This is a genomic window from Paracoccus aminovorans, assembly GCF_900005615.1.
Lineage (GTDB): Bacteria > Pseudomonadota > Alphaproteobacteria > Rhodobacterales > Rhodobacteraceae > Paracoccus > Paracoccus aminovorans.
In genome coordinates, this window is sequence record NZ_LN832559.1 from 2,384,984 (window position 1) to 2,405,715 (window position 20,732).

Here is a 20,732-nt window from a genome sequence, read left to right on the forward strand (position 1 = left end):
GTGGCTGCATCCCGTGACCCGGCTGACGCTCTGCCTGCCGGTCCTGGCGCTGCTGCCTGTCGGAGGCCCGGTCGCGCTGGCCTTCGCGACGGGCGCCTGCCTTGCCGTGGCGGCGGCCTCGGGGCTGGGCGGCTTCGTGCTGCGCCGCATGGTGCTGCTGCTTCTGCCGGTCGCTTTGGCGCTTTCCCTGGTGCATGGCGTGCTGATTGCGCGGGGTCCGGCGACCGCTCTTGGCCCCCTCGCGATCTATCCGGCCGGCCTTGCCCATGCGGGCATGACCCTGCTGCGGCTTGCCGCGTTGCTGGCGGCGGGACTGATGATCGTGGGTTCAACCACCCCCGGCGGACTGGCCGACGCGCTCGAGGACAAGGGCCTGCCTTCCGGCATCGCCTATCTGCTGACGGCGCCGCTGAGCCTGGCCCAGGGACTGGCCCTTGAGGGGGCGGCGCTGCGCGACGCGCTGCAATTGCGCGGTCTGCCGCTGAGCGGATCACCATGGCAGCGCCTGCGCGCGCTGTCGCACATCGCCATCGCGCTGATCCGACTGCAGCTGGTCGAGGCCGCCCCGCGCGCGCAGATGCTGGAGGCGCGGGGCTTTCGCAGCCAGCCCCACCGCACGCTGCTTGCGCCCCCGCCCGACACACCCGGTCAATACCCGCTGCGGCTGGCCTCGACCCTGCTGGCCGCCTGTATCCTGATCCTGGGAATGCGCGCATGAGCCTGTCCTTGCGGGGCCTGCGCTTTTCCTGGCCGGGCGGCCCCGCCGTTCTCGACGGCCTGGATCTCGACCTTCCGCCCGGAGGCCGGGTCGCGGTGATCGCCGGCAATGGCGCTGGCAAATCCACGCTGGCCCGTTGTGTCGCCGGCCTTGCGGGCAGCGAGGCCGTGCTGTGGCGGGGGCGGCCGCTGTCTGCCGTGGCCGGGACCGACCGCGTGGCGATCGCCCAACTGGTCGGACAAAGGCCGGACCTGCAACTGTCGGGCCGGGCGGCCACGGTCCGGGCCGAGATCGCCTTCGGGCCGGAAAACCTGGGCTTGCCGCGCGCCCTGATCCGGGATCGGGTCGAGGCGGCGATGCAGGCGATGGGGTTGACGGCCCTTGCCCTGCGCGATCCCAGGCGGCTGTCGGGCGGCGAAACGCAGCGCCTTGCCATCGCCGGGGCGCTGGCGATGCGACCGGCCCTGCTGATCCTGGACGAACCGCTGACCGATCTGGACCATGAGGCGCGCGACGGGCTGACCGAACGGCTGTCCAGGCTGGCGCCCGATATGTCGATACTGGCACTGGACGTCAGCGCGGATGCCTGGCGTCGGCAGGGCTTCCAAGTGATGCAGCTGCGCGACGGCAGGCTGCAACGGTTCCAGGATATACCGCAGCCCTCGCCCCTCGCCGCCCGCCCGGAGCCACGGGGGCAGCTGGTCACGATCCGCGATCTGGACTTCGCCCACGACCCGGCGAGACCGCTGTTCCGGCGGGTGGAGCTGGATCTGCCGCAAGGGGCCGCCATCGCAGTGACCGGACCGAACGGTGCCGGCAAGACGACCCTGATGCGGTTGATCGCCGGATTGGAACGGCCCTCGCGCGGCCGGATCACGGTCGCGGGCGTGGAGGTCGGCCGCGCGAAACCGAAGGACCTGGCGGCGGTTCTGGGAATGGTGTTCCAGAACGCAGACCGGCAGTTCCTTGCCGCCACCTTGCAGGACGAGGCAATGATGGGTCCCCGTCTTCATCGCCTGCCCGATCCGCCCGGGCTGGCGCGGCGGGCGCTGGCCGCGCTGGGGCTGGAGGCGCTGGCCCACGCCCATCCGCTGGACCTGCACAATGGTGCGCGCAGGCTGACTGCCGTAGCCGCCGCTGTCGCCCCGCGCCCGCAACTGCTGATCCTCGATGAAACCCAGCGCGGCCTTGATCTGCGGCATCAGCGCCAGCTGGAACAGGCAATGACCGCGTTCACGCAAGCCGGTGGAACGGTGCTGTTCGTTTGCCACGACGAGGATTTCGTAAAGCGCAACGCCAGCCATCGGCTCGCGGTATCAGGTGGTTTGGTTGGGCTTCACAGCGTCATGGAGAGTGAGTAGCCGCAAGCTTCCTGGATGCCTTCGCGTCCCACAGGCCGTCGCTCGAACTCGGAGGCGACAGCATGCTCTTCCTTCCAATCCGGAGCAAGCCGGCAGGTCACGCCCTGCGGGGCGACCCCCGCTTAGGGGCGCTGATCCCGCACATAGGCCCAGATCCGGCCCTTCTTCACGCCCTTGCTCAGACCCTTGTCGCGAAGCGAACGATCCAGAACCCGGATCGATGTGTCATCCGCATGCAAAAGATCGCTGGCCATCACCACGGCGTCAACCCACGCGGGCTGACATTCATGATCCGACACAGTCGCTCGATGGGAAAGGCCCCAAGTTGCTCTTCGACGAACCTGAACCTCATGGCTTTTGGCTGGCGAAGAACTGGTGGCTTTTTTAGAATGTCCCTCTCCTCCTTGAGGATGCGGTTCTCGCGCCGAAGCTGTTCGTTCTCCCGCGCAAGCTCGCGATCCTCGGGCGAGACCACATCCGTGTCGCGGTGCGCTGTCACCCACTTGTTCAGCGTCGAAAGCCCAACGCCCAAATCATCCGCAACCTGCCGGCGTGTCAGCCCGCTGGTCAGCGCAATTCGCACTGCATCCTTGCGAAATTCATCCGTTCTTCCCGTGCCCATAGTTCGTCTCCCTTGCTGCACATTATGCTATCAAAGGAGCGGCACCAAACCGCGACAGGTCCAGACTGATCCGGCGCACGATGTTCGTCGTGCAGCGGTTGCGCAACGGGCAGTCAGCGCAGGCCGTGGTCCAGTAGCGGCGCATCTGCAAGCCCTGCTGCTCGACCGTGGACCGATAGCTCAACACCTCGCCGGCAGGGCAGCGATAGATGTACTTTCTCGGGATCATAGGCGAAGTCCGCCTTCACATAGCGCCCATGTACCCGGCTCCCGGACGTATCCGGCCGCGGCACCGTCGCCGTGATGTCCTGGTCGTGGCAGGCGAGAATCCCGCCACCACTGAAATAACCCTTGTCGGCCAGGATATGCAGATCGGCGCGCCGGGCAGCATCACGATGGGCGTGGAACTGGGTCCTACGGGATCTGATAGAAGGCATAGAGATGATCGCCGTGGATGCTCTGCCCCTCGGCACTGGGCGCGTTGTTGTCGTAGGTGCCGCGTGTTCTGGCGACCGAGCCGCCCGCGAAGAAGCTGCCCTGCTCGCGGATCGCCAGCGGCTCGGTTTGTTGCGCCAGGGCACTGACGCCCGCCAGAACAGTGCCCGTCGCCGCCAACACCTTGAGGATGCTTGTCGAACGCCTCAATCGCCTGCCTCCTTCGGGATTGGTTCCCATCTCGGCAGGTTAGGCAATGACGCCGCTCGCGATAAGCTGGGGCAATTCGACAAGGGCTATAAGATGACCTAATGAATAAGCCGGCGTTTGTTTCAACACGCACCATCGCGGCCCGTCGGGCAGGACCCGGCTTTTGCCGTCGCCGCCATTCCCTTTTCGGCGAACTTGGCCAGATGATATTCCGAAAAGATGACATCCTTGGCCTATGCCCAACCTACCCCTGACGCTCGCGCGTGTCGGGCAAAAGCACGGTCAGGATGCCGATCACCGGCAGGACCGAGCACAGGTCGAACACGAAGGTGATGCCCTCCCAGTCAGCCAAGCCGCCGAGCATCGCCGCACCGATCCCTCCGATGAAGCCGAAGAACAGCCCCGAGACCATGCCCACCCGCCCGGGCATCAGATCCTGGCCGTAGACCACGATGGCCGGAAAGGTCGAGGCGATGGTCACGCCAATGATCCCGCTCAGAATGATCGTCGTCGTCAGTCCGACATGCGGCAGGATCAGCGTGAAGGGCAAGACGCCGAGGATCGAGGCCCAGATGACCGGCTTGCGGCCGAACCTGTCACCGATGGGACCGCCTGCGATCGTGTCAGCTGATAGACAAAGGTCAGAAACCCCACCTGGACAAAGGAGAGCGCGAAGTTGCCTTGCAGGATGGGATAGACGGCAGGCAGCAGCGCCTGCATCATGTCATTGAGGAAATGGCACAGACTGGCGGCGCCGAGGACGGAAAAGGCAGCCGTCCCGCCGGAGATTGATGCTGCTGTGGTGGTATTGGACACTGGGCCGGCCTTGGTTGGGTTGGAGCGACCCACGCCTTGAGCGAGGGAACCATCATCGCCGAAGGCGAAACAGACTTGTTGCTCCGAAATTCACCAACAATATGCGGATCAGTTGGCTGGAAACGACCAATGCGACATCGGCGTGTAGCGCCAGAGCGATCAATGACATCTCCGTCGTTCCGCCCGGGGCAAGCGTCAGGAAAACCACGCCGAAGCTTTGGCCGACCAACGGGCCGGCCACGGCCGCTGCCGACAGGCAGACGCCGCACAGGATCGGTACCAGCACAAGCCCGTGGCGCAAGGTCTGCCACAGGAGGCTCCATTTGGTATCGACGAAATTCGACCCCAGCGCCGAACCGATGACAACCTGCGCTACCACGATCAGCATATGGGGCGGACTGGCTTCGGTCCAGCCAAGCAGATGGACGCTGGCGCTCAACAGCAGCGGACCGATCATCGGCGCGTTAGGCATCTCCAGCCTGCGCGCCACCCCCCAGCCGACGACCGCCAGAGCGGTCAGCCACAGCCAGTCCGCGCCCGCGATGTCCCCGGCAGTCCGGGTCATCAGCGGCGTTTTCTGGGAATCGACGTGATAGATCAGCCCATAGAGCAACGGCACGAAGATCACCAGCAGCGACACCCGGCATGCATGGATCAGGGCGATGCGACGCTCATCGCCCCCCGCCTGTCCGCCTTGCAGCGCCATTTCCTGAAGTCCTGCGGGCATCGCGGCGAAATAGGCGGTGATCCGGTCGAATCCGGCGACACGGCGAAGATACTGATAGCCCGCAAGGCCGCAAAGCACCGTGGACGCCGTGATCGCGACCAACAGGACTGCCAGGCTCTGGCCCTGGGCAAAGACCGAAGGCTGGAAAGTCGCCCCCAGCGTCACCCCGAGGATTGCGGCAAAGGGCGGGCGCATCGGTCGGGTCCGCGTCACCACCGGCAGTTCCAGCAGGGCGGCGAACATGGTCGCGCACATCGCGCCCAGCATCCAGGCAAGCGGGAGGTGCAGCATATGGAATACCCATCCTCCCGCCAGCGCCAATGCCAGAGTGGCCGGATGTCGCCAGGTCAGCTTCGGCAGAACAGCAATCTCCATCCTTTTACGCCCTCAAGGCCAGACCGAGGCGGGGATCATCACCTCGCCCCGCGCCAGCAGGCGCGCGGTGCGCATGATCCCGGCCGAGTGCAGCACCAGCGGCCTGTCCTGGTGGGCGACGGCATATTCGACCATGATGTCGATGCTGCCCGACGGATGCTCCAGCACCAGCAGCGCCGGGCTCGACGCCGCCTGCGCAAGCCCGTGGGTCACGCTGCCCGGCACCAGCAGGCTGGCTGCCAGACATTGGGCGCCGGTCACTGCCATGCTGGGATGACAGACCTGCGGCATGAAATAGCGCGCGCTGGCCGCGCCGCCGTTTCGCCCCGGGGCCATGATGGCGAATTTCGGCGTCACCGAGGCCGAAACGTCACCCATGCCCATCAGCGCTCCGGCCTTGATGCGGATCGCCTCGCGCCGGGCGACGAAATCGGTATTTGCGTCCAGCTCCTCAAGGCTCTCGGTCCCGGTCAGGCCGAAGGATTCGGCGCGGGCGATGACCACGGGCATCGCCACGTCCAAACAGGTCACCGCGACCTCGTCGATCAGATCGCGGACCTGGCCGGTGGGCGTCAGCATGCCGGTGACGGATCCGACCGTTTCGCGGAAGTTCAGCTGGACCGGTGCGCTGGTGCCCGGCACGCCGTCGATGGCCAGATCGCCATCATAGGTCACGCGCCAATCCGGAGTCTGGATCACCGCATCCACCAACGCCCCGGTATTGACGGCGCGGATACGCACCCGCGTCATCGGCGCCTCGGCCCGAATCAGTCCCATTTCGATGGCGGCGGGGCCGACACCCGACAGGATATTGCCGCAGGTCGGTCGGAAATCCACGCGCTGCTCGGTCACCGAGACCTGGGCGAAGAAATAGTCGATATCGGCCTTGGGGTCCGCCGAGCGCGACAGCATCGCCACCTTGGTGGTGACCGCGACGCCGCCGCCAAGCCCGTCGATATTGTATCGATGGCCCGATCCGACGGCGGCGATGAGCACCTGCGCCAGCCGGTCCCGGTTTTCCGGCAGGTCGGTGCGACCGAAATACAACCCGCGCGAGGTGCCGCCCCGCATCATCAGAAAAGGAATGGCTTTTTGCGACATGACATGACTCCCCCGCGGGGGTCGCGCGCTGCCGCGCCCCCTGAATGACGGATGATTGCGACGAGCCGTCCGCCGACGCGGGCGGCGGCCTCAGCTCAGACCCTGGATGTGGCGGACATAGCCAGGAAAGCCCGCCAGACGCCGGGCATAGGCCTCGAATTGCGGCAGCGCCGGCCGCTCGCCGTCCAGCAGGAACCAACGGTGGACCGCAGGCGCGGCGGTGATGTCGGCCAGCGACAACTCCGACCCGGCGATGAAGTCATGCCGCGCCAGTTGCTGGTCCAGCAGCGCAAAGCCGGTCACGATCGCGGGCAGATCGGCGTCGTCGCCCCGCCCGGCCGCGCGCGCCTTGCGCAGCCGCGTCAACGGCGGCGTCAGCGAGATCGAGGCCCAGTCCATCCAGCGGTCGATGCGGCTTTGACCGGCGGCATCCGAAGGCCAAAGCGCGGTGGCGTCGAACCGCTTGGCCAGATAGCGCAGCACCGCGTTGGATTCCCAGACGGTGACGTCTCCGTCCTGTACCACCGGCACCTTGCCAAACGGGTTCAGCGCCAGGAACTCGGGCGTGTCGGTGGGGCCGAAGCCCCGTCCGGCCGGAACCAGGTCATAATCCTGTCCGATCTGCTCCAGCAGCCAGAATACCTTGGCCGCGTTCGAGGAGTTGGGACGTCCGTAAACCTTCAGCATCGCCTAGACTCCCTTGCCCGAGATCATGGCCAGAACCGCGTCCAGCCGGTCGTTGTCTGCCAGCGACAGGATCGCATCATAGGCCGCGCCCGCCTCTGCCTCGCCCAGTATGGGCGTCGCACAATCCGTGAACTTGTCGCGCAACTCGGCGTCCGACATCGGATTTTTCGGGCCGCGCCCGAAATTGGTCGAGGCGGCGTCCTCGAACACCCGGCCATCCTTCATCACCACGCGGACCCGGCCCAGATAGGCATCGGCCTCTTGATGCCCGGTCGAGGCGACGCGCGTCAGCAGCCCGGCCAAGTCCGGGGTCAGGAAGCTTGCGTCGTCGAAATCGGCCAAACGGATGCGCCCGGTCGTCAGCGCCTTGGCTGTCAGGAACTGAACGCTGAACTTGGCGTCCAGGCCCGAACGCGGCTCGGGCCGGCTGGTATGCGCCAGGCGGCGTTCATGGGTGCTGGTCTCGATGCGCTCGATGGCATCCGCCGCCAGCAACCCTTCGCGCGCGACGATGCGCAGCGCCGCGTCTATGGCGGAATGGGCCGAGCCGCAGCAGGGATGCTGCTTGATGGCGATGCCGGGGTCCAGCACCTCCATCGGGCCGTCCCAGCCGTCCAGGATCGAGTCGGCGTCAAAGGTGCCCGCGCCGTTGAACAGGTTGAAGAAACCGTAATTGTGTTCGAACGCCTCCGGGTTCGCGGTCATGCCGCGCTGGGTGACCAGCGCCGCCATGATCGCGTTATGCGCCGCCTGGCCCACATGCAGCGGCTTGACCGGTGTGCCGAAATTCGACTTCAGCCCCGAGGCCATGGACACAGTGACCGCCAGTGCGGTGGTCATCCGCTCTTCGTCGAAATCGAACATGCGCCCGGCGGCGGCGGCGGCACCGAACACGCCCAAGGTCGCGGTCGGGTGCCAGCCCTTTTCGTAGTGATGCGGCAGCAGCCCGCGGGCCAGCCGCGTCTCGACCTCGACCCCGGTCATCCAGGCCTCGATCACCTTGCCCGCCTTGGCGCCGGTCAGTTCGGCCAGCGCCAGCACCACCGGCACCACCGGTGCCGAAGGGTGGCCCCCCATCGTGGTCGAGCAGTCGTCGAAATCCAGCGCATGGGCGGCCGTGCCGTTGACCAGCGCGGCATGCAAGACCGAGGCTCGGCGGCCACCCCGCCCCCACAGCGTGGCCTGGCCGGGCGCGTTGTCAGTGTCCAGCACCGCCTCCAGCGCGTCCAGATAAGGGGCGTTCGCCCCCGCCAGCGCCACGCCGACCGTATCGGCAAGGGCGCGGCGGCCGATATGAGCGGCCTCGGCCGGCGCGGTCTTCAGCCTGATCGACAGCGCCCGGCGGGACAGTTCGCGTGCAAAACTCATGTCGTAAGCTCCTTGGGACTCAGCGCGTGGCGGCTTCGATGGCGTCGGTCAGGTCGGTCGCACGCGGCAGCGCGTCGAGCCGCATGAGCAGGGCAAAGATGGTGGCGGCACCGTCGTCGGTCAGCGTGCGGCGCGCGCAATCGGCGAACTTCGCTTCGAGCATCTCTTGCGGCAGCGGGGTTTCCGGGCCACGGCCCAGCGGTGCCGCAACCGACTGGCGCAGAAGGGTACCGTCCCGCAGCGTCACGACCACCTCGGCGCCATAGTCGTTGGCGTCGTCGTCATGCGGCTCCATGCGGATCAGGCCCATGACGCGGGTGACTTCCGGGTCGTTCAGCGCGGCGTCCTCGAAGTGCTCCAGCAACACCGCGCCGTTCACCAGCCCGCGCGACACCGAATAGGGCAGCGAGAACTTGGCGTTCAGCGCGCTGGTCGCGGGGTTGCGCACATGCGGCAGCAGGCGGCGCGGATGCATGCGCACCAGCACATCGGCCACGGCGGTGCTGTCTGCGACCGGGCCATCATGCAGTTGAATCGCCGCGTCAATGGCGCCATGGACGCTGTAGACGCAGGGGTATTTCTTGATCGAGATGCCCGGCGCCAACAGGTCCAGCGGCTCGGCCCAGTTCACCAGCATGCGGTCGGCATCGTAATTGCCGGCGCCGTTGAAGACCTCGAGGAAGCCCTGCGGATGCTCCAGTGCGACGGGCGATCCGTTGACGCCCCTCGCCGCCATCAGCGCCGCGAACAGCCCGTTCCTCGCCGCGATCCCGGCGTGCAGCGGCTTGGTCGAGGTGCCGAAATTCGCCTTGATCCCCGAGGCGAGCGAGGCCGAGATCGAGATGGCGCTGGCGATCTGCGCCTCGTCCGACTTCAGCAGGACCGAGGCCGCGACCGCCGCGCCGAAGATCCCCAGCGTCGCCGTCGGATGCCAGCCCTTTTCGTAATGCTGGAAGTTGACGCCGCGCGCGAAACGCGTCGCGGCCTCGACCCCGATGATATAGGCGTCGGTCAGATCCTTGCCGGATGCGCCCGTCGCCTCGGCCAGGGCCAGTAGGCCGGGGATGATGATGACCGTCGGATGGCCCGACAGCGATTTCGAGGTGTCGTCGTAATCCAGCGCATGGCCGGCCGTGCCATTCACGAAGGCCGCGTCCAGCATGCCCAGCCGTTCCTTGCGGCCCAGAAGCAGGCAGGGGCCGGGGCCGTAGATCCCGGGCATCAGCGAGGCCTCGGCCGTCTCGGTCGGCGCGCCGAGCAGCGTGCAGCCGATCATGTCGGCGATGGCGTTGCGCGCCCATTTGACCGCCTCGGGGTCAAAGCGGGCCGGGTCCAGCGCGACGACGCGCTTCGCAAGTTCGCGTGACAGGGACATCAGATCACCTTTCCTTGGCCGCGTCACTCGCGGCATCATTCTGCGTAAAGGGGCGCGGCAGGCTGCATCAGCCGGCTCAGCCGCCGGATCGAGGCTTGCCGCGGCAGGTCCATCAGCGCAGCGAACAGCGAGGCGCCGGCATCGGGCGACAGGGTGCGGGCGACGCAATCGTCGAACTTGGCGCGGAACTGCGCGGGCGTCATCGGATTGGCCGGGCCGCGCCCCATGACGACGCTGGCCCGCGCCGACAGCACCCGTCCGTCCGCCAGCCCCACACCGACGCGGCCCAGCGACAGGTCGGCCTCGTCATGCGCGACCAGCCGGACCCTGGCCGCCAGCGCGCGGGTGGCGGGGTCGAAGACGCGCCCGGCCTCGAAATCGGCAAAGCCGACGCCCCCGGCCATCAGCGCCCGCGCGGTCAGGTATTGGGTCGAGAATTTCGCATCCAGCCCGTCCCTGGGGTCGGGGCGGTCGATGTTCTTCAGGCGCTTGCGATGCAGCACCACCTCGATGGTTTCGATCTGCGCGGGCGCGACCTGCGACTGCAATTGGGCCGCCGCGTCGATGGCGCAATGGATGAAAGCGCAGCAAGGGTATTGCTTGATGGCGATGCCCGGCGAGAGCAGCGCGAAATCCTGCCCCCAGCCATCCAGCGCCGCATCGACATCCTGAGGCACCGCGCCGTTGAAGGCGGCCATGAAGCCGAATTTATGCTCCAGCACCGCGGGATTGGCGGTAAAGCCGGCATGGGCCAGCAGCGCCGCCTGCAAGCCGTTGCGGTTGGCCTGGCCCGCGTGCAGCGGCTTGGTCATGGTGCCGGAATTGGCGCGCAGCCCCGCCGCGCAGGATGCGGCGATGCCCATCGCGACCGCCATGCGCTGCGGCGAAAGCCCCAGCAGGCGGCCGCAGGCCACGGCCGCGCCGATGACGCCGAAGGTCACGGTCGGATGCCATCCCCGCTCGGCATGGGCGGGGTTCGCGATGCGGGCGATGCGGATTTCGGCCTCGACCCCCGCGACATAGGCGGTCAGCAGGTCGGCGCCGGTGCTGTCCAGCCGGTCCGCCAGCGCCAGCAGCGCGGGCACGATGGAAACCGAAGGATGGCCGTCCATTTCCAGGTTGCAGTCGTCGAAATCCAGCGCATGGGCCGAGATGCCATTGATTTGCGCGGCGTCCAGCTCGTGCAGCCGGCCCGGACGCCCCAGCAGCGCCGAGGCGCCGGGACCGGCGGTCAGGACCGAACCCGCCAGGCGGACCACCTCTTCGCCGGCACCGGCGATGCCGCAGGCGAGGGTATCGGCAAGGGCGCGGATCGCCCAGTCGCGGGCGGGTTGGCTCAGATCGGCAAAGGTCAGCCCTGCGGCGCGGGCCGCAAGTCGGGGCGTCAGGGAGGTCACGGGATGCTCCTGTGTATCGGGTCCGGTCCGCGGCTCGTGGCGGGCCGGCGCGGCGGGTCAGTGCTTCAGGATCTGGTCGAGGAAGGCGCTGGTGCGCGGCTCGCGCGGGTTGGCGAAGAATTCCTGCGGCGGCCCGCTTTCGACGATGGCGCCGTCCGCCATGAAGACCACGCTGTCGGCCACGGTGCGGGCAAAGCCCATCTCGTGAGTGACGACGATCATGGTCATGCCGCTTTCGGCAAGCTCGATCATGGTGTCCAGGACCTCCTTGATCATTTCGGGATCAAGGGCGCTGGTCGGCTCGTCGAACAGCATGATCTCGGGCTCCATGCACAGCGACCGCGCGATGGCGACGCGCTGCTGCTGGCCGCCCGACAGTTGCAGCGGGTATTTCCGCGCCTGATCCGGGATGCGGACCTTGCGCAGGAAATGCATGGCCAGCTCCTCGGCGTCGGTTTTCTTCATCTGGCGCGTCAGCATCGGGCCCAACGTCAGGTTTTCCAGCACGGTCAGATGCGGGAACAGGTTGAAGTTCTGGAACACCATGCCGATGTTGCGCCGGATCGCGTCGATGTTCTTGACATTGTCCGTCAGTTCCAGCCCCTTGACGACGATCTCGCCTTCCTGGTGCACCTCGAGCCGGTTGATGCAGCGGATCAGCGTCGATTTCCCCGAGCCGGAGGGGCCGCAGACGACGACCCGCTCGCCCTTGCCGACCTCCAGGCTGACGCCTTGCAGCACCTTGAAATTGCCGTACCATTTCGACACGTCTCGCATCGAGATGATGCTGTCGGCACCGACATTCGTCGTGGTTTGTCGTGTCATTTGCTTTCTCCCTGTGCCGTTCAGATCCGCCCCTCGGCGATCCATTTCTCGACCTGGCGCGCATAGCGTGACAGCGCGTAACCGAAGAACAGATAGACGCCCGCGACGAACAGATAGGCCTCGACATAGAACTGGCGCCACAGCGGGTCCTGCATCACGGCGGTGGTTGCGGTCAGGATATCGAAAAGGCCGATGATGATGACGAAGGACGTATTCTTCATCGCGGCGATGATGTGGTTGGTGATGGCGGGCAGGCAGATGCGCAGCGCCTGCGGCAGGATGATGCGGCGCGTGGTCTGCCAATAGCTGAGGCTGAGCGAGGCGGCGGCCTCGTATTGCCCGCGCGGGATCGCTTGCAGGCCGCCCCGGATCACCTCGGCCTGGTAGCAGGCGAAGAAGATCGCGATGCCGATGGTGATGCGCAAGAGCTTGTTCACCTCGACGCCCGCAGGCAGGAACAGCGGGAACACGTTCACGGCCACGAACAGGATAGTGATCAGCGGCACGCCGCGCAGCGCCTCGATGAAGACGACAGAAACGCCCCGCGCCACCGGCAGCGGTGCCCGGCGCCCCAGCGCCAAGAGCACCGCGATGGGCATGCCGATCAGCACGGTCCCGGTGAACAGCAGCATGGTCAGCGGCAGCCCGCCCCATTCCGAGGTCGGCACGTAGCGCAGCCCGAAGACGCCGCCGAACATCAGGATGCCGATGGCCAGCGCCGCGAAGATCCACAGCGGCACCAGGAAGCGCAGGTTCCAGAAGCGCGGCCAAAGCGAGATCACCACGGTCGCCAGGTAGACCGCCATCATGATCACCAGCCGCCAATGCTGGTCGTAGGGATAAAGCCCGAACAGCATCGGCCGGTGCTTCTCGACGATCACGGCCCAGCAGGCACCGCTGGCGGCGCGGCAGACATCGGGATCGGCCGTATACCAGACCGCGTCGAACACGCCCCAGCTCAGGACGAACCACAGCACGCGCAGCAGGATGGCGGCGGTCGCGATGGTCAGCAGGCTTTGGCCGACCGACCCGAACAGGTTCCGTTTCAGCCAGTCGCCGGTCGCCATGCGCGCCGAAGGATCATAGGTCTTGGACGTGGTGGGGGACGGGGAAAGCGCAGCCATGACCTACCGCTCCTTGATCGCCACGAGGCGGTTGTAGACGTTCATCAGGGTCGAGGTGACAAGGCTGATGATCAGGTAGACCAGCATCATCACGGCAATGGCCTCGACCGCCTGCCCGGTCTGGTTCATCACGGTGTTGCCGATGTTCACCAGGTCGGGATAGCCGACGACGACCGCGATAGAGCTGTTCTTGATCAGGCTGACATATTGGCTGGTCAGCGGCGGCACGATCACCCGCAGCGCCTGCGGCAACACGACATGGCGCAGGATGAAGCGCGGCCGCAGCGAGATCGAGCGTGCGGCCTCGACCTGGCCCTTGGGCGTGGCCTGGATGCCGGCGCGGACGATTTCCGCGATGAAGCCCGAGGAATAGAGCGAGATGCCCAGCATCAGCCCGACGAACTCGGGGCTGATCGAGGCGCCGCCGGTGAAGCTAAAGCCCTTGCGTTCGGGGAAGCTGATGACATGGGGCGCACCCAGGGCCAGCCAGACCAGCAGCGGCAGGCCCAGGATCAGGCCGATGCCGGGCCACAGCATGTCGACATATCTACCGGTGTTCTCGCGGTGTCGCCTAGCCATGCGGGCGCCGATCACGGTCAGCGCGATGCCCAGCGCCATGGCGGCCCCCATCCAGACATGCGCGGGATCGGCGGCCGGAACGGCGAAGGCCAGACCGCGGTTGCTGATGAAGCCCAGCCCGAACAGATCGACCGCCTGGCGCGGCGCCGGCAGGTTGCGGATCACCGCGGACCAGAAGATCACCTGCAGGATCACCGGGATGTTGCGCACGATCTCGACATAGGTCAGCGCGATGCGTTGCAGCAGCCAGTTGCTGGACACCCGTGCGATGCCCACCGAAAAGCCGATGACGGTGGCGACGACGATGCCCGCGGCCGAGACGGTCAGCGTGTTCAGCAGCCCGACCAGCAGCGCCCGGCCATAGGTGTCGCGTGGGCTGTAGGCGATCAGCTTCTCGCCGATCTCGAACTGCGATACCTGGCCGAGGAAGCCGAAGCCGGTCGCAATGCTCTGGCGTTGCAGGTTCGCGACCACGTTCTGGTAGAGATAAAGGCCAAGAAGGGCGACGGCAGCGGCCAGCGCGACCTGATAGATCACGGTGCGGAAGGCTTCGCTGTTCAGGATGTCCTTCACACCCCTGGCGGGACGCTTCCCGCCTCTGGTCGGAGTGGCATCAGTCATGTGTTGTCCCCGAAGGTCGTCGTGAGGCTTGCGTCGCCCGCGCCCGAACTTACTGGACGCGGGCGGTTCGACATTGGTTCCTGGCGGGCCTTACTGCATCGGTAAGCCGTAAAGCAGGCCACCCTCGGTCCACAGTTTGTTCTGGTCCCGGTCCAGCGCCACCGGCGTATCGGGGCCAAAGTGGCGCATGTAGATGTCCTTGTAGTTCCCGACCTGCTTGACGATGTTGTAGGCCCAGGCATTGTCCACGCCCAGCTTGGTGCCATTGTCGCCGATCACGCCCAGCAGGGTCTGAATGTCGGGATCCTCGGACGCTTTCATCTCATCGACATTGGCCTGGCTGACGCCCAGCTCCTCGGCATTGAAGGTCGCATAGGTCACCCATTTCACCAGGTCGTACCACTGGTCATCGCCCTGACGGACAGCCATCGCCAGCGGCTCCTTGGAATAGATGCCGGGCAGAAGGGCATGCGCCGAAGGGTCCTGCGTGTCGAAGGCGCGAACGCCCGGCAGGGCCGCCTTGTCCTTGGTCAGCGCGTCGCAGCGACCGGTCACATAAGCATCGACCAACTGCTTGTTGTTCTCGATCACCACCGGCGTATAGGTCATGCCGCGCGCGGCAAAGATCTGCGCCACGTTGCGCTCGGTGGTCGATCCGGGCGCCATGCAGATGGTGGCGCCGTCCAGATCCTCGATCTTGGCGATGCCATCGGCTTCGCGGACCAGAAAGCCCGTGCCGGTGTAGAAAATCGGAGGGGCGAAGTTCAGCCCCAGCGCGGTGTCGCGGCCGAGCGTGGCGCTGACGTTGCGGGCCAGGACATCCACCTCGCCCGACTGAATCGCCGGGAAGCGTTGTTGCGAGGACAGCGCGACGAAGCGCACCTTGTCCGCATCTCCGAAGATCGCGGAGGACAGCGCGCGGCAGAAATCGACCTCGAAACCGCTCCATTTGCCCTGGCTGTCGGGGGCGGCGAAGCCGTGGCGTGCCGGATGCACGCCGCACAGCAGCTCGCCCCGCGCCTTGACCGAGGCCAGCGTATCGCCGGAACCCGCGACGGCCGCCGAAGCACCCGAGACCGCAATCGCAAGGCCCGTCACCACGGATAGGCCGACAGCTTTTATCTTACTCAACCCAATCTCCTCTCTCTGCTGAAGGGCTTGGCGGGCTTTCCACCCATCCTTCGATCAACGCCCATGACCCATTGTATACATCTGCATTTCTTAGTATGCAACAGAGAACAAAGCTCCAAGGAAGTCATCCCATGAAGAACAAGAATCTCGGTCTCGACACACGAGTGACCCACAGCGGCCGGGCGCCGGAACAGCACTTCGGCATGGTGAACACGCCGGTGTATCGGGCCTCGACGATTCTGTTTCCGAATCTGACGGCGCTGCAGGCCAAGGAAGGCGCCAAGCTGCGCTATGGCCGTCGCGGCACCCCCACGACGCATGCGCTGGAGGACGCGATCTGCGCGCTGGAAGGCGCCGAGCGCGCATTGGTCGCGCCCTCGGGCGTCAGCGCCCTCAGCACCGTGCTGATGAGCCATGCCGAGCCGGGCGCGCATTTCCTCGTCACCGACAACTCCTATGGCCCGACGCGCAAGTTCTGCGAGTTCACCCTGCGCAAGTTCGGCATCGAGACGACCTATTACGACCCGGCCATCGGCGCCGGGATCGAGGCGCTGATTCGCCCCGAGACCCGGCTCATCTGGATGGAATCGCCCGGCTCGCAGACCTTCGAAGTGCAGGACGTCGCCGCCATCGCGCAAGTCGCGCGCCGGCACGGCATCACCACCGCCATCGACAACACCTGGAGCGGCGGCTATTTCTTCCAGCCGATCGCGCATGGCGTCGATATCTCGCTGCAGGCCGGGACCAAGTATATCTCGGGTCATTCGGACCTGATGCTGGGCACCATCGCCTGCAGCGCCGCGGTCTATGACCGTCTGCGCGAAACCTATCTGCGCTTCGGGGTCTGCATCGGTTCGGACGACGCCTATCTGGCGCTGCGCGGGCTGCGCACTCTGGGCGTGCGCATGAACCACCACCATGCCAGCGGGCTTCAGGTCGCGAACTGGCTGCTGCAACAGCCCGAGGTGCTGCGCGTCATGCACCCGGGCCTGCCGCAGGACCCCGGCCACGCACTGTGGCGCAAGTATTTCACCGGCGCGTCGGGTCTGTTCGGCTTTGTCATGCGAACCGTCGACAATGACGCGCTGGCGCGAATGTTCGACGGCTTCTCGTTGTTCGGCATGGGATCCAGCTGGGGCGGATATGAAAGCCTGATCGTGCCCAGCAATCCCTCGGTCTATCGCAGCGCAACGGAATGGAACCCCGGCGGGCAGACCGTTCGCATCCATGTCGGGCTGGAAGATCCGGCCGATCTGATCGACGAGCTTCGCGCGGGCCTTGATCGGCTGCACGCATGATCCGTCACCGCCCGTTCCCGAGCCGGAGCCGCCCACGATGACAGGCGAATCTCAGGACCAGAAACTGGTCGAAGGACGGCGCAGCCCGTTCGAACATCTGCTGAACCTCATCGAAAAGGGTGAACTCCGCCCCGGACGCAGGCTGCTGGAAACCGAACTGGCCGAACGTCTCGGCATCAGCCGCACCCCGGTGCGCGAAGCGCTGCACCGGTTGCGCGCGATGGGCCTTGCTGAGCCCGGGCCGCAGCGCGGGCTGATCATCGCGCATATGAGCTATGACCAGCTTCGCCAGCTCTTCGCGGTGCGCGAAGGGCTGGAAGGTATGGCGACACGTCTTGCGGCCTCCCATGCGTCCCTCGCCGAAATCGCGCTGTTGCGCGAGATGGTGGCCGAGGACCGGCGCACCACCGACCGCGAACGCCTGGTGCAACGCAACAAGCTGCTGCACCGCCAGATCGTTCAGGCCTCGCATAACGCCTATATGGTCGAGGCGCTGAACAATCTCAGCGTCCACATCGGCCTGCTGCCCAGCTCGACCTATGCCACGCCGGGCCGCATTGAGGCGGCGCAGGCCGAGCATGAAGAGATCGTCGCCGCCATCGCCGAACGTGACGGCGAGCGCGCCGAACGCGCGGCCCGCAAACATATCGCCGGGGGCTTCGCCATCCGCCTGAGAATGCTGGCAGAGGCACGCTGAGGCGAATTGCGCCGCGTTGTACAAATTGTTGTAAGACCAGCAGATCTGCTCCTATAGAGAAGAACCGCCCATTATTTCAATTTAGAGATCAAGCCCGCATGCCCCGTGAGAAAGCCGAGACCGCTTCCCGTCCCCGACAGCGCGCGGCCTATGCCTCGGGGGATCTGGTGTCCGATATCTATGAGATGGTGCGCAAGGAAATCGCCGCCGGCGCCCTGCGCGTGGGCGATCGCGTGACCGAAGTCGATCTTGCCGAGCGGTTCGGCGTCTCGCGCACCCCTGTCCGCGACGCGATTTCCAGGCTTGAGGCCGACGGCTTGCTGACGAATGAACCGCGCCGCGGGCTGGTGGTAACCGTCCTCAGCCATCAGCAGGTGGTCGAGCTGTATTTCATGCGCGAGATCCTGGAAGGCGCCTCGGCCCGGCTGGCAGCGCAAAGCGCCAGCGACATCGAACTGTCGATGCTGGAGGAGCTGAGCAATAAGGAAATGGCCTCGCTGGACGACATCGATGCGCTTTTGGACATCAACCGCAACTTTCACCGCCTGATGATGCTGGCGGCCCATAACCGCTACCTGTTGCGCAGCCTGTCGCAACTGACGCTGACCATGTCGCTGCTGCCCAGCTTGCTCGATAGCGGCAACCGGGCCCGCGCCGCCGCCGAAGAACACCGCGCCATCGTGAAAGCCCTGCTTGCCCGCAACCGCGAGGATGCCGAGGAAGCGGCGCGACAGCACATCCGTTCTTCGCAGCAGCACCGCATGTTGTTCAGCTTGCAAACCGGTGTCGAGGATAATCGGTAAAACGGCACACAACGACTTCCCCACCCCAGCAGCATCTGCTTATGCCATCAAATGACGGGTGTTCGCCGCACCCGCGGCGCCAGCACGGACTGCTGCAAGCGAGATCATCGGGGCAATCCTCTTCCGATGCCGCAGAGCAGCTTCCCGCCATCGTCGCCCATTCTTGCGGGTCGCCACGCCCGGACCGCAACCAATCTCCAGCACCCGCTGGCCCCGCGCCGGTGGCAGGGCGGCGGCGAAACGCGCGACCCGGTTCGATATCCGCCCCACCACGGGGTTCAACCCTTGTCGGTCACCATCGGCCACCAGGTGCCGAAGCACCACAGGTTGCCCTCGGGGTCGCGGCAGACGAATTCGCGGCTGCCATAGTCGCGGTCGTTCAGCCCTTGCTCGATCTCCGCGCCGGCGGCTTCGGCCCGGGCGAACATCGCGTCGACATCGTCCACGGCGACATAGAGCGACTTTCCGCCCTGCCCCGTGGGCCGGCCCACCATCTCGCCATAGGCGTCGTCCCTGTCGTCGCCGCACATGATCATCGACGAGCCAAAGGCCAGTTCGGCATGGGCTACCCTATCGCCATCCATGTATTTCGCATGGGTGGTGAAGCCGAAGGCCGTTTCCAGCCAGTCGATCATCGCCGCCGCGTCGCGGAAGCGGAAGGTCGGGTAGATGCGAGGAGCTTCCATCATGCGTTCCTCCTTTGACGGCTTAGGGTGCCGTGCTGCCATCGCCGCCGTCTTGAAGAAATGTTACCGGGCGGCGCGCCAGCCCGCCGGGGTGGTTCCGCCGAATTCCCGGAACTCGCGGCTGAAATGAGCCTGGTCGGCATAGCCGGCCTCGGCAGCGATCTGGGCCAGCGGCAGCGTGCCATCTGCCGCAAGTGCCAGCGCATGGTTGAAGCGGGCCATCCGGGCAGCGGTCTTGGGCGAGATGCCGAATTCATCGGTGAAGCGGGTCCGCAGGTGCTTGCGGCTCCAGCCGATCCGCTCGGACAGTGCCGCGATGCGGATGCCGCCGCCGCTGCGCAGCAGGGCGTTCCAGGCGAAGGAGATTTCCGGCGCGTCGGCAAGGCGGCGGCGGATGAAGGCCTCCGCCAGCGACAGGCGGCTTTCCCAGTCGCGGATTCCGGCAAGCCGGTCGCGCAATGCGTCGATCCCCTTATCCGCGATCTCGTCCAGCGCGACTATGCGCGCAGCGATCTCCGCCGCCGGAAAGCCGAAGAAGCGCAACGCGCCAGGTGGGGTGAAATCCACCTGGATGCAGCGCGACCGGCCGCTGGAATTGATCACCACGGGACCGGGGTAGAGGCCCGAGGTGAAGCTGCCCCAGATCTCGTCAGGGTGCGGGGTACGGCCAAGTCCGATCTGAAATTCCTCGCCGAAGCTGAGCGGCACGACCAGCGGCGCCATCTCGACCGAGCCCGACAGCCCCGCGCCGTTTTCGCGATAGCCGGTGATCTGCACGACCCATGGCGCAAGATCAGGCGCGACCGCCCGGCGGAACAGGATCAGCCCGTCGGCTTCTGCCTCGATCGGGCGGTGCTTGGGCGGCGCCTGCTCCATCACCCGATCATAGCGGAAAACCGGGCTGTCGTCAGCGTGCCACTTATTTGTAGAAGCCCTCTCGCAGGTTGATGCCGTGTTCCAGCCACATCTTCATGGCGCAGATCATCCCGGTCCAGCCCTCGCAATTGCCCAGGCAGCCCTTTAGCCCCGCCTCGGTCTCGGGCCAGCCGTATTCGCTGATCCGCACCAGCGTGCGCCCGTCCTCGAGCGGCTGGAAGGTCATGGTCACGGTAGTCCAGATGCGCGGCTCGCTGTCGGCCTCCCATTGCAGGGTGATGCGTTCGTTCGGCACGACCTCCTGCACCAGCACCGGAAAGGCGCCGGGGAAATCGTGGAAATCCCAGGTCACCTCGCTGCCCGCCTCCAGCCGCCCGCGGGCGCCGCCGGTGGTGAAGAACTTCGACAGCCGGTCGGGGTTCACCACGGTTTCGAACACCTCCTCGACCGGCTTCGCGATCCGGCCGCCGACGGTGAATTTCAGTTCCATGTCGCGATCCTCCTTGTGCTGCACCCCATTATGTTATATATTTATAACATGTCAATCGACGATCAGGACGACGCACTGTTCAAGGCGCTGGGGCACCGGGCACGCCGGCAATTGCTGGACCTGCTGAAGGAGGGCCCGAAGACCACCGGCGCGCTGTGCGAGGTGCTGCCGCAACTGAACCGCTGCACCGTCATGCAGCACCTGCGGGTGCTGGAAGATGCCGGGCTGGTCGTGGTCGAGCGGCGGGGCCGCGAAAGATGGAACCATCTGGACGCCCTGCCCATCCACGCGCTGCATGAGCGCTGGATCGGTCCCTATGCCACCTATGCGGTGAACATGCTGGGCGCGTTGAAGCAAGCGGCGGAAGGCGGCCAGCCCGCAAGGCTTGACGAAACCCTGCCGGAATAGCT

22 protein-coding genes and 3 pseudogenes are annotated in these 20,732 nt (G+C 66.1%); 6 read left to right on the forward strand and 19 right to left on the reverse strand.

All coding sequences use genetic code 11. The features are described 5' to 3' along the window. The first annotated feature begins 13 nt into the window (after positions 1-13). Together JCM7685_RS11855 and JCM7685_RS11860 are read left to right on the forward strand one after the other, a co-directional pair. The gene (locus tag JCM7685_RS11855; protein WP_170849005.1) at positions 14-718 is read left to right on the forward strand and encodes an energy-coupling factor transporter transmembrane component T family protein; all 705 of its coding nucleotides are present in this window, start codon (positions 14-16) and stop codon (positions 716-718) included. After that, positions 715-2,079, forward strand: a complete 1,365-nt coding sequence (locus JCM7685_RS11860) for an ATP-binding cassette domain-containing protein (RefSeq protein ID WP_074971274.1) — start codon at positions 715-717, stop codon at positions 2,077-2,079. The genes JCM7685_RS11855 and JCM7685_RS11860 overlap by 4 nt, the downstream gene beginning before the upstream one ends. Here JCM7685_RS11860 and JCM7685_RS11865 read toward each other — a convergent pair. The 16 genes and pseudogenes from JCM7685_RS11865 to JCM7685_RS11935 form a co-directional block, all read right to left on the reverse strand. Then, positions 2,076-2,348 (reverse strand): annotated as a pseudogene (locus JCM7685_RS11865) (IS66 family transposase); the annotation flags it as partial. The gene JCM7685_RS11860 and the pseudogene JCM7685_RS11865 overlap by 4 nt on opposite strands. Then, positions 2,345-2,701, reverse strand: a pseudogene (locus JCM7685_RS11870) (transposase); the annotation flags it as partial. The pseudogenes JCM7685_RS11865 and JCM7685_RS11870, both read right to left, overlap by 4 nt. 64 nt (positions 2,702-2,765) lie before the next feature. Next, positions 2,766-3,084, reverse strand: a pseudogene (locus JCM7685_RS20315) (IS5/IS1182 family transposase); the annotation flags it as partial. A 31-nt stretch (positions 3,085-3,115) separates the two neighbouring features. Then, positions 3,116-3,346: a hypothetical protein gene (locus JCM7685_RS11880; RefSeq protein ID WP_197701053.1), complete on the reverse strand. Its 231-nt coding sequence runs from the start codon at positions 3,344-3,346 to the stop codon at positions 3,116-3,118. A 244-nt stretch (positions 3,347-3,590) separates the two neighbouring features. Then, complete coding sequence (locus tag JCM7685_RS11885) at positions 3,591-3,965, reverse strand: MFS transporter (RefSeq protein WP_331716681.1); 375 nt, start codon at positions 3,963-3,965, stop codon at positions 3,591-3,593. Beyond that, positions 3,881-4,162, reverse strand: a complete 282-nt coding sequence (locus JCM7685_RS19600; RefSeq protein ID WP_139218130.1) for an MFS transporter — start codon at positions 4,160-4,162, stop codon at positions 3,881-3,883. The genes JCM7685_RS11885 and JCM7685_RS19600 overlap by 85 nt, the downstream gene beginning before the upstream one ends. 52 nt (positions 4,163-4,214) lie before the next feature. Next, positions 4,215-5,264 (reverse strand): AbrB family transcriptional regulator, encoded by a 1,050-nt coding sequence (locus JCM7685_RS11890; protein WP_074970298.1) that lies wholly within the window; start codon positions 5,262-5,264, stop codon positions 4,215-4,217. Positions 5,265-5,276: 12 nt separating this feature from the next. Further along, a complete protein-coding gene (locus JCM7685_RS11895) occupies positions 5,277-6,365 on the reverse strand; it encodes a 4-oxalomesaconate tautomerase (protein ID WP_074970296.1) in 1,089 nt (362 codons plus the stop codon). 90 nt (positions 6,366-6,455) lie between these two features. After that, positions 6,456-7,052: a glutathione S-transferase family protein gene (locus JCM7685_RS11900; protein ID WP_074970294.1), complete on the reverse strand. Its 597-nt coding sequence runs from the start codon at positions 7,050-7,052 to the stop codon at positions 6,456-6,458. A 3-nt stretch (positions 7,053-7,055) separates the two neighbouring features. Further along, positions 7,056-8,420: an MmgE/PrpD family protein gene (locus tag JCM7685_RS11905; protein ID WP_074970292.1), complete on the reverse strand. Its 1,365-nt coding sequence runs from the start codon at positions 8,418-8,420 to the stop codon at positions 7,056-7,058. A 19-nt stretch (positions 8,421-8,439) separates the two neighbouring features. Further along, positions 8,440-9,795 carry an MmgE/PrpD family protein gene (locus JCM7685_RS11910; RefSeq protein WP_074970290.1) on the reverse strand — a complete coding sequence of 452 codons (1,356 nt, stop codon included), beginning with the start codon at positions 9,793-9,795 and terminating at the stop codon, positions 8,440-8,442. A 35-nt stretch (positions 9,796-9,830) separates the two neighbouring features. Further along, on the reverse strand, positions 9,831-11,192 hold the full coding sequence (locus tag JCM7685_RS11915; protein ID WP_074970288.1) for an MmgE/PrpD family protein: 1,362 nt from the start codon (positions 11,190-11,192) through the stop codon (positions 9,831-9,833). Between the two features lie 57 nt (positions 11,193-11,249). Further along, complete coding sequence (locus JCM7685_RS11920) at positions 11,250-12,017, reverse strand: amino acid ABC transporter ATP-binding protein (protein ID WP_074970286.1); 768 nt, start codon at positions 12,015-12,017, stop codon at positions 11,250-11,252. 20 nt (positions 12,018-12,037) lie between these two features. Further along, positions 12,038-13,141, reverse strand: coding sequence for an amino acid ABC transporter permease (locus JCM7685_RS11925; RefSeq protein ID WP_083412932.1), 1,104 nt, complete (start codon positions 13,139-13,141; stop codon positions 12,038-12,040). Between the two features lie 3 nt (positions 13,142-13,144). Beyond that, positions 13,145-14,341, reverse strand: coding sequence for an amino acid ABC transporter permease (locus JCM7685_RS11930; RefSeq protein ID WP_074970282.1), 1,197 nt, complete (start codon positions 14,339-14,341; stop codon positions 13,145-13,147). Positions 14,342-14,431: 90 nt separating this feature from the next. After that, positions 14,432-15,472, reverse strand: a complete 1,041-nt coding sequence (locus JCM7685_RS11935; RefSeq protein WP_074970280.1) for an amino acid ABC transporter substrate-binding protein — start codon at positions 15,470-15,472, stop codon at positions 14,432-14,434. A gap of 131 nt (positions 15,473-15,603) precedes the next feature. On the opposite strand from JCM7685_RS11935, the gene metC reads away from it, so the two are divergent. The 3 genes from metC to JCM7685_RS11950 all read left to right on the forward strand — a co-directional run bounded on the left by metC (position 15,604) and on the right by JCM7685_RS11950 (position 18,270). Continuing rightward, the gene (gene metC / locus JCM7685_RS11940) at positions 15,604-16,770 is read left to right on the forward strand and encodes a cystathionine beta-lyase (protein WP_074970278.1); all 1,167 of its coding nucleotides are present in this window, start codon (positions 15,604-15,606) and stop codon (positions 16,768-16,770) included. Next, positions 16,751-17,467, forward strand: a complete 717-nt coding sequence (locus JCM7685_RS11945; protein WP_231964630.1) for a GntR family transcriptional regulator — start codon at positions 16,751-16,753, stop codon at positions 17,465-17,467. Before metC ends, JCM7685_RS11945 begins: the two co-directional genes overlap by 20 nt. A 98-nt stretch (positions 17,468-17,565) precedes the next feature. After that, positions 17,566-18,270, forward strand: coding sequence for a GntR family transcriptional regulator (locus JCM7685_RS11950; RefSeq protein WP_083412931.1), 705 nt, complete (start codon positions 17,566-17,568; stop codon positions 18,268-18,270). A gap of 278 nt (positions 18,271-18,548) precedes the next feature. Here the strand turns inward: JCM7685_RS11950 and JCM7685_RS11960 are convergent, their stop codons facing one another. Genes JCM7685_RS11960 through JCM7685_RS11970 form a run of 3 tightly spaced genes read right to left on the reverse strand, consistent with a single transcriptional unit; the run spans position 18,549 to position 20,322 of the window. After that, positions 18,549-18,959 carry a VOC family protein gene (locus JCM7685_RS11960; RefSeq protein ID WP_074970274.1) on the reverse strand — a complete coding sequence of 137 codons (411 nt, stop codon included), beginning with the start codon at positions 18,957-18,959 and terminating at the stop codon, positions 18,549-18,551. 60 nt (positions 18,960-19,019) lie between these two features. Beyond that, positions 19,020-19,832: a helix-turn-helix domain-containing protein gene (locus JCM7685_RS11965; protein ID WP_074970272.1), complete on the reverse strand. Its 813-nt coding sequence runs from the start codon at positions 19,830-19,832 to the stop codon at positions 19,020-19,022. Between the two features lie 43 nt (positions 19,833-19,875). Beyond that, entirely contained in the window at positions 19,876-20,322 is a 447-nt protein-coding gene (locus JCM7685_RS11970) for an SRPBCC family protein (RefSeq protein ID WP_074970270.1), read from the reverse strand. Between the two features lie 48 nt (positions 20,323-20,370). Between JCM7685_RS11970 and JCM7685_RS11975 the strand changes: the two genes are divergently transcribed. Further along, positions 20,371-20,730 carry an ArsR/SmtB family transcription factor gene (locus JCM7685_RS11975; RefSeq protein ID WP_074970306.1) on the forward strand — a complete coding sequence of 120 codons (360 nt, stop codon included), beginning with the start codon at positions 20,371-20,373 and terminating at the stop codon, positions 20,728-20,730. Positions 20,731-20,732: the final 2 nt, after the last annotated feature.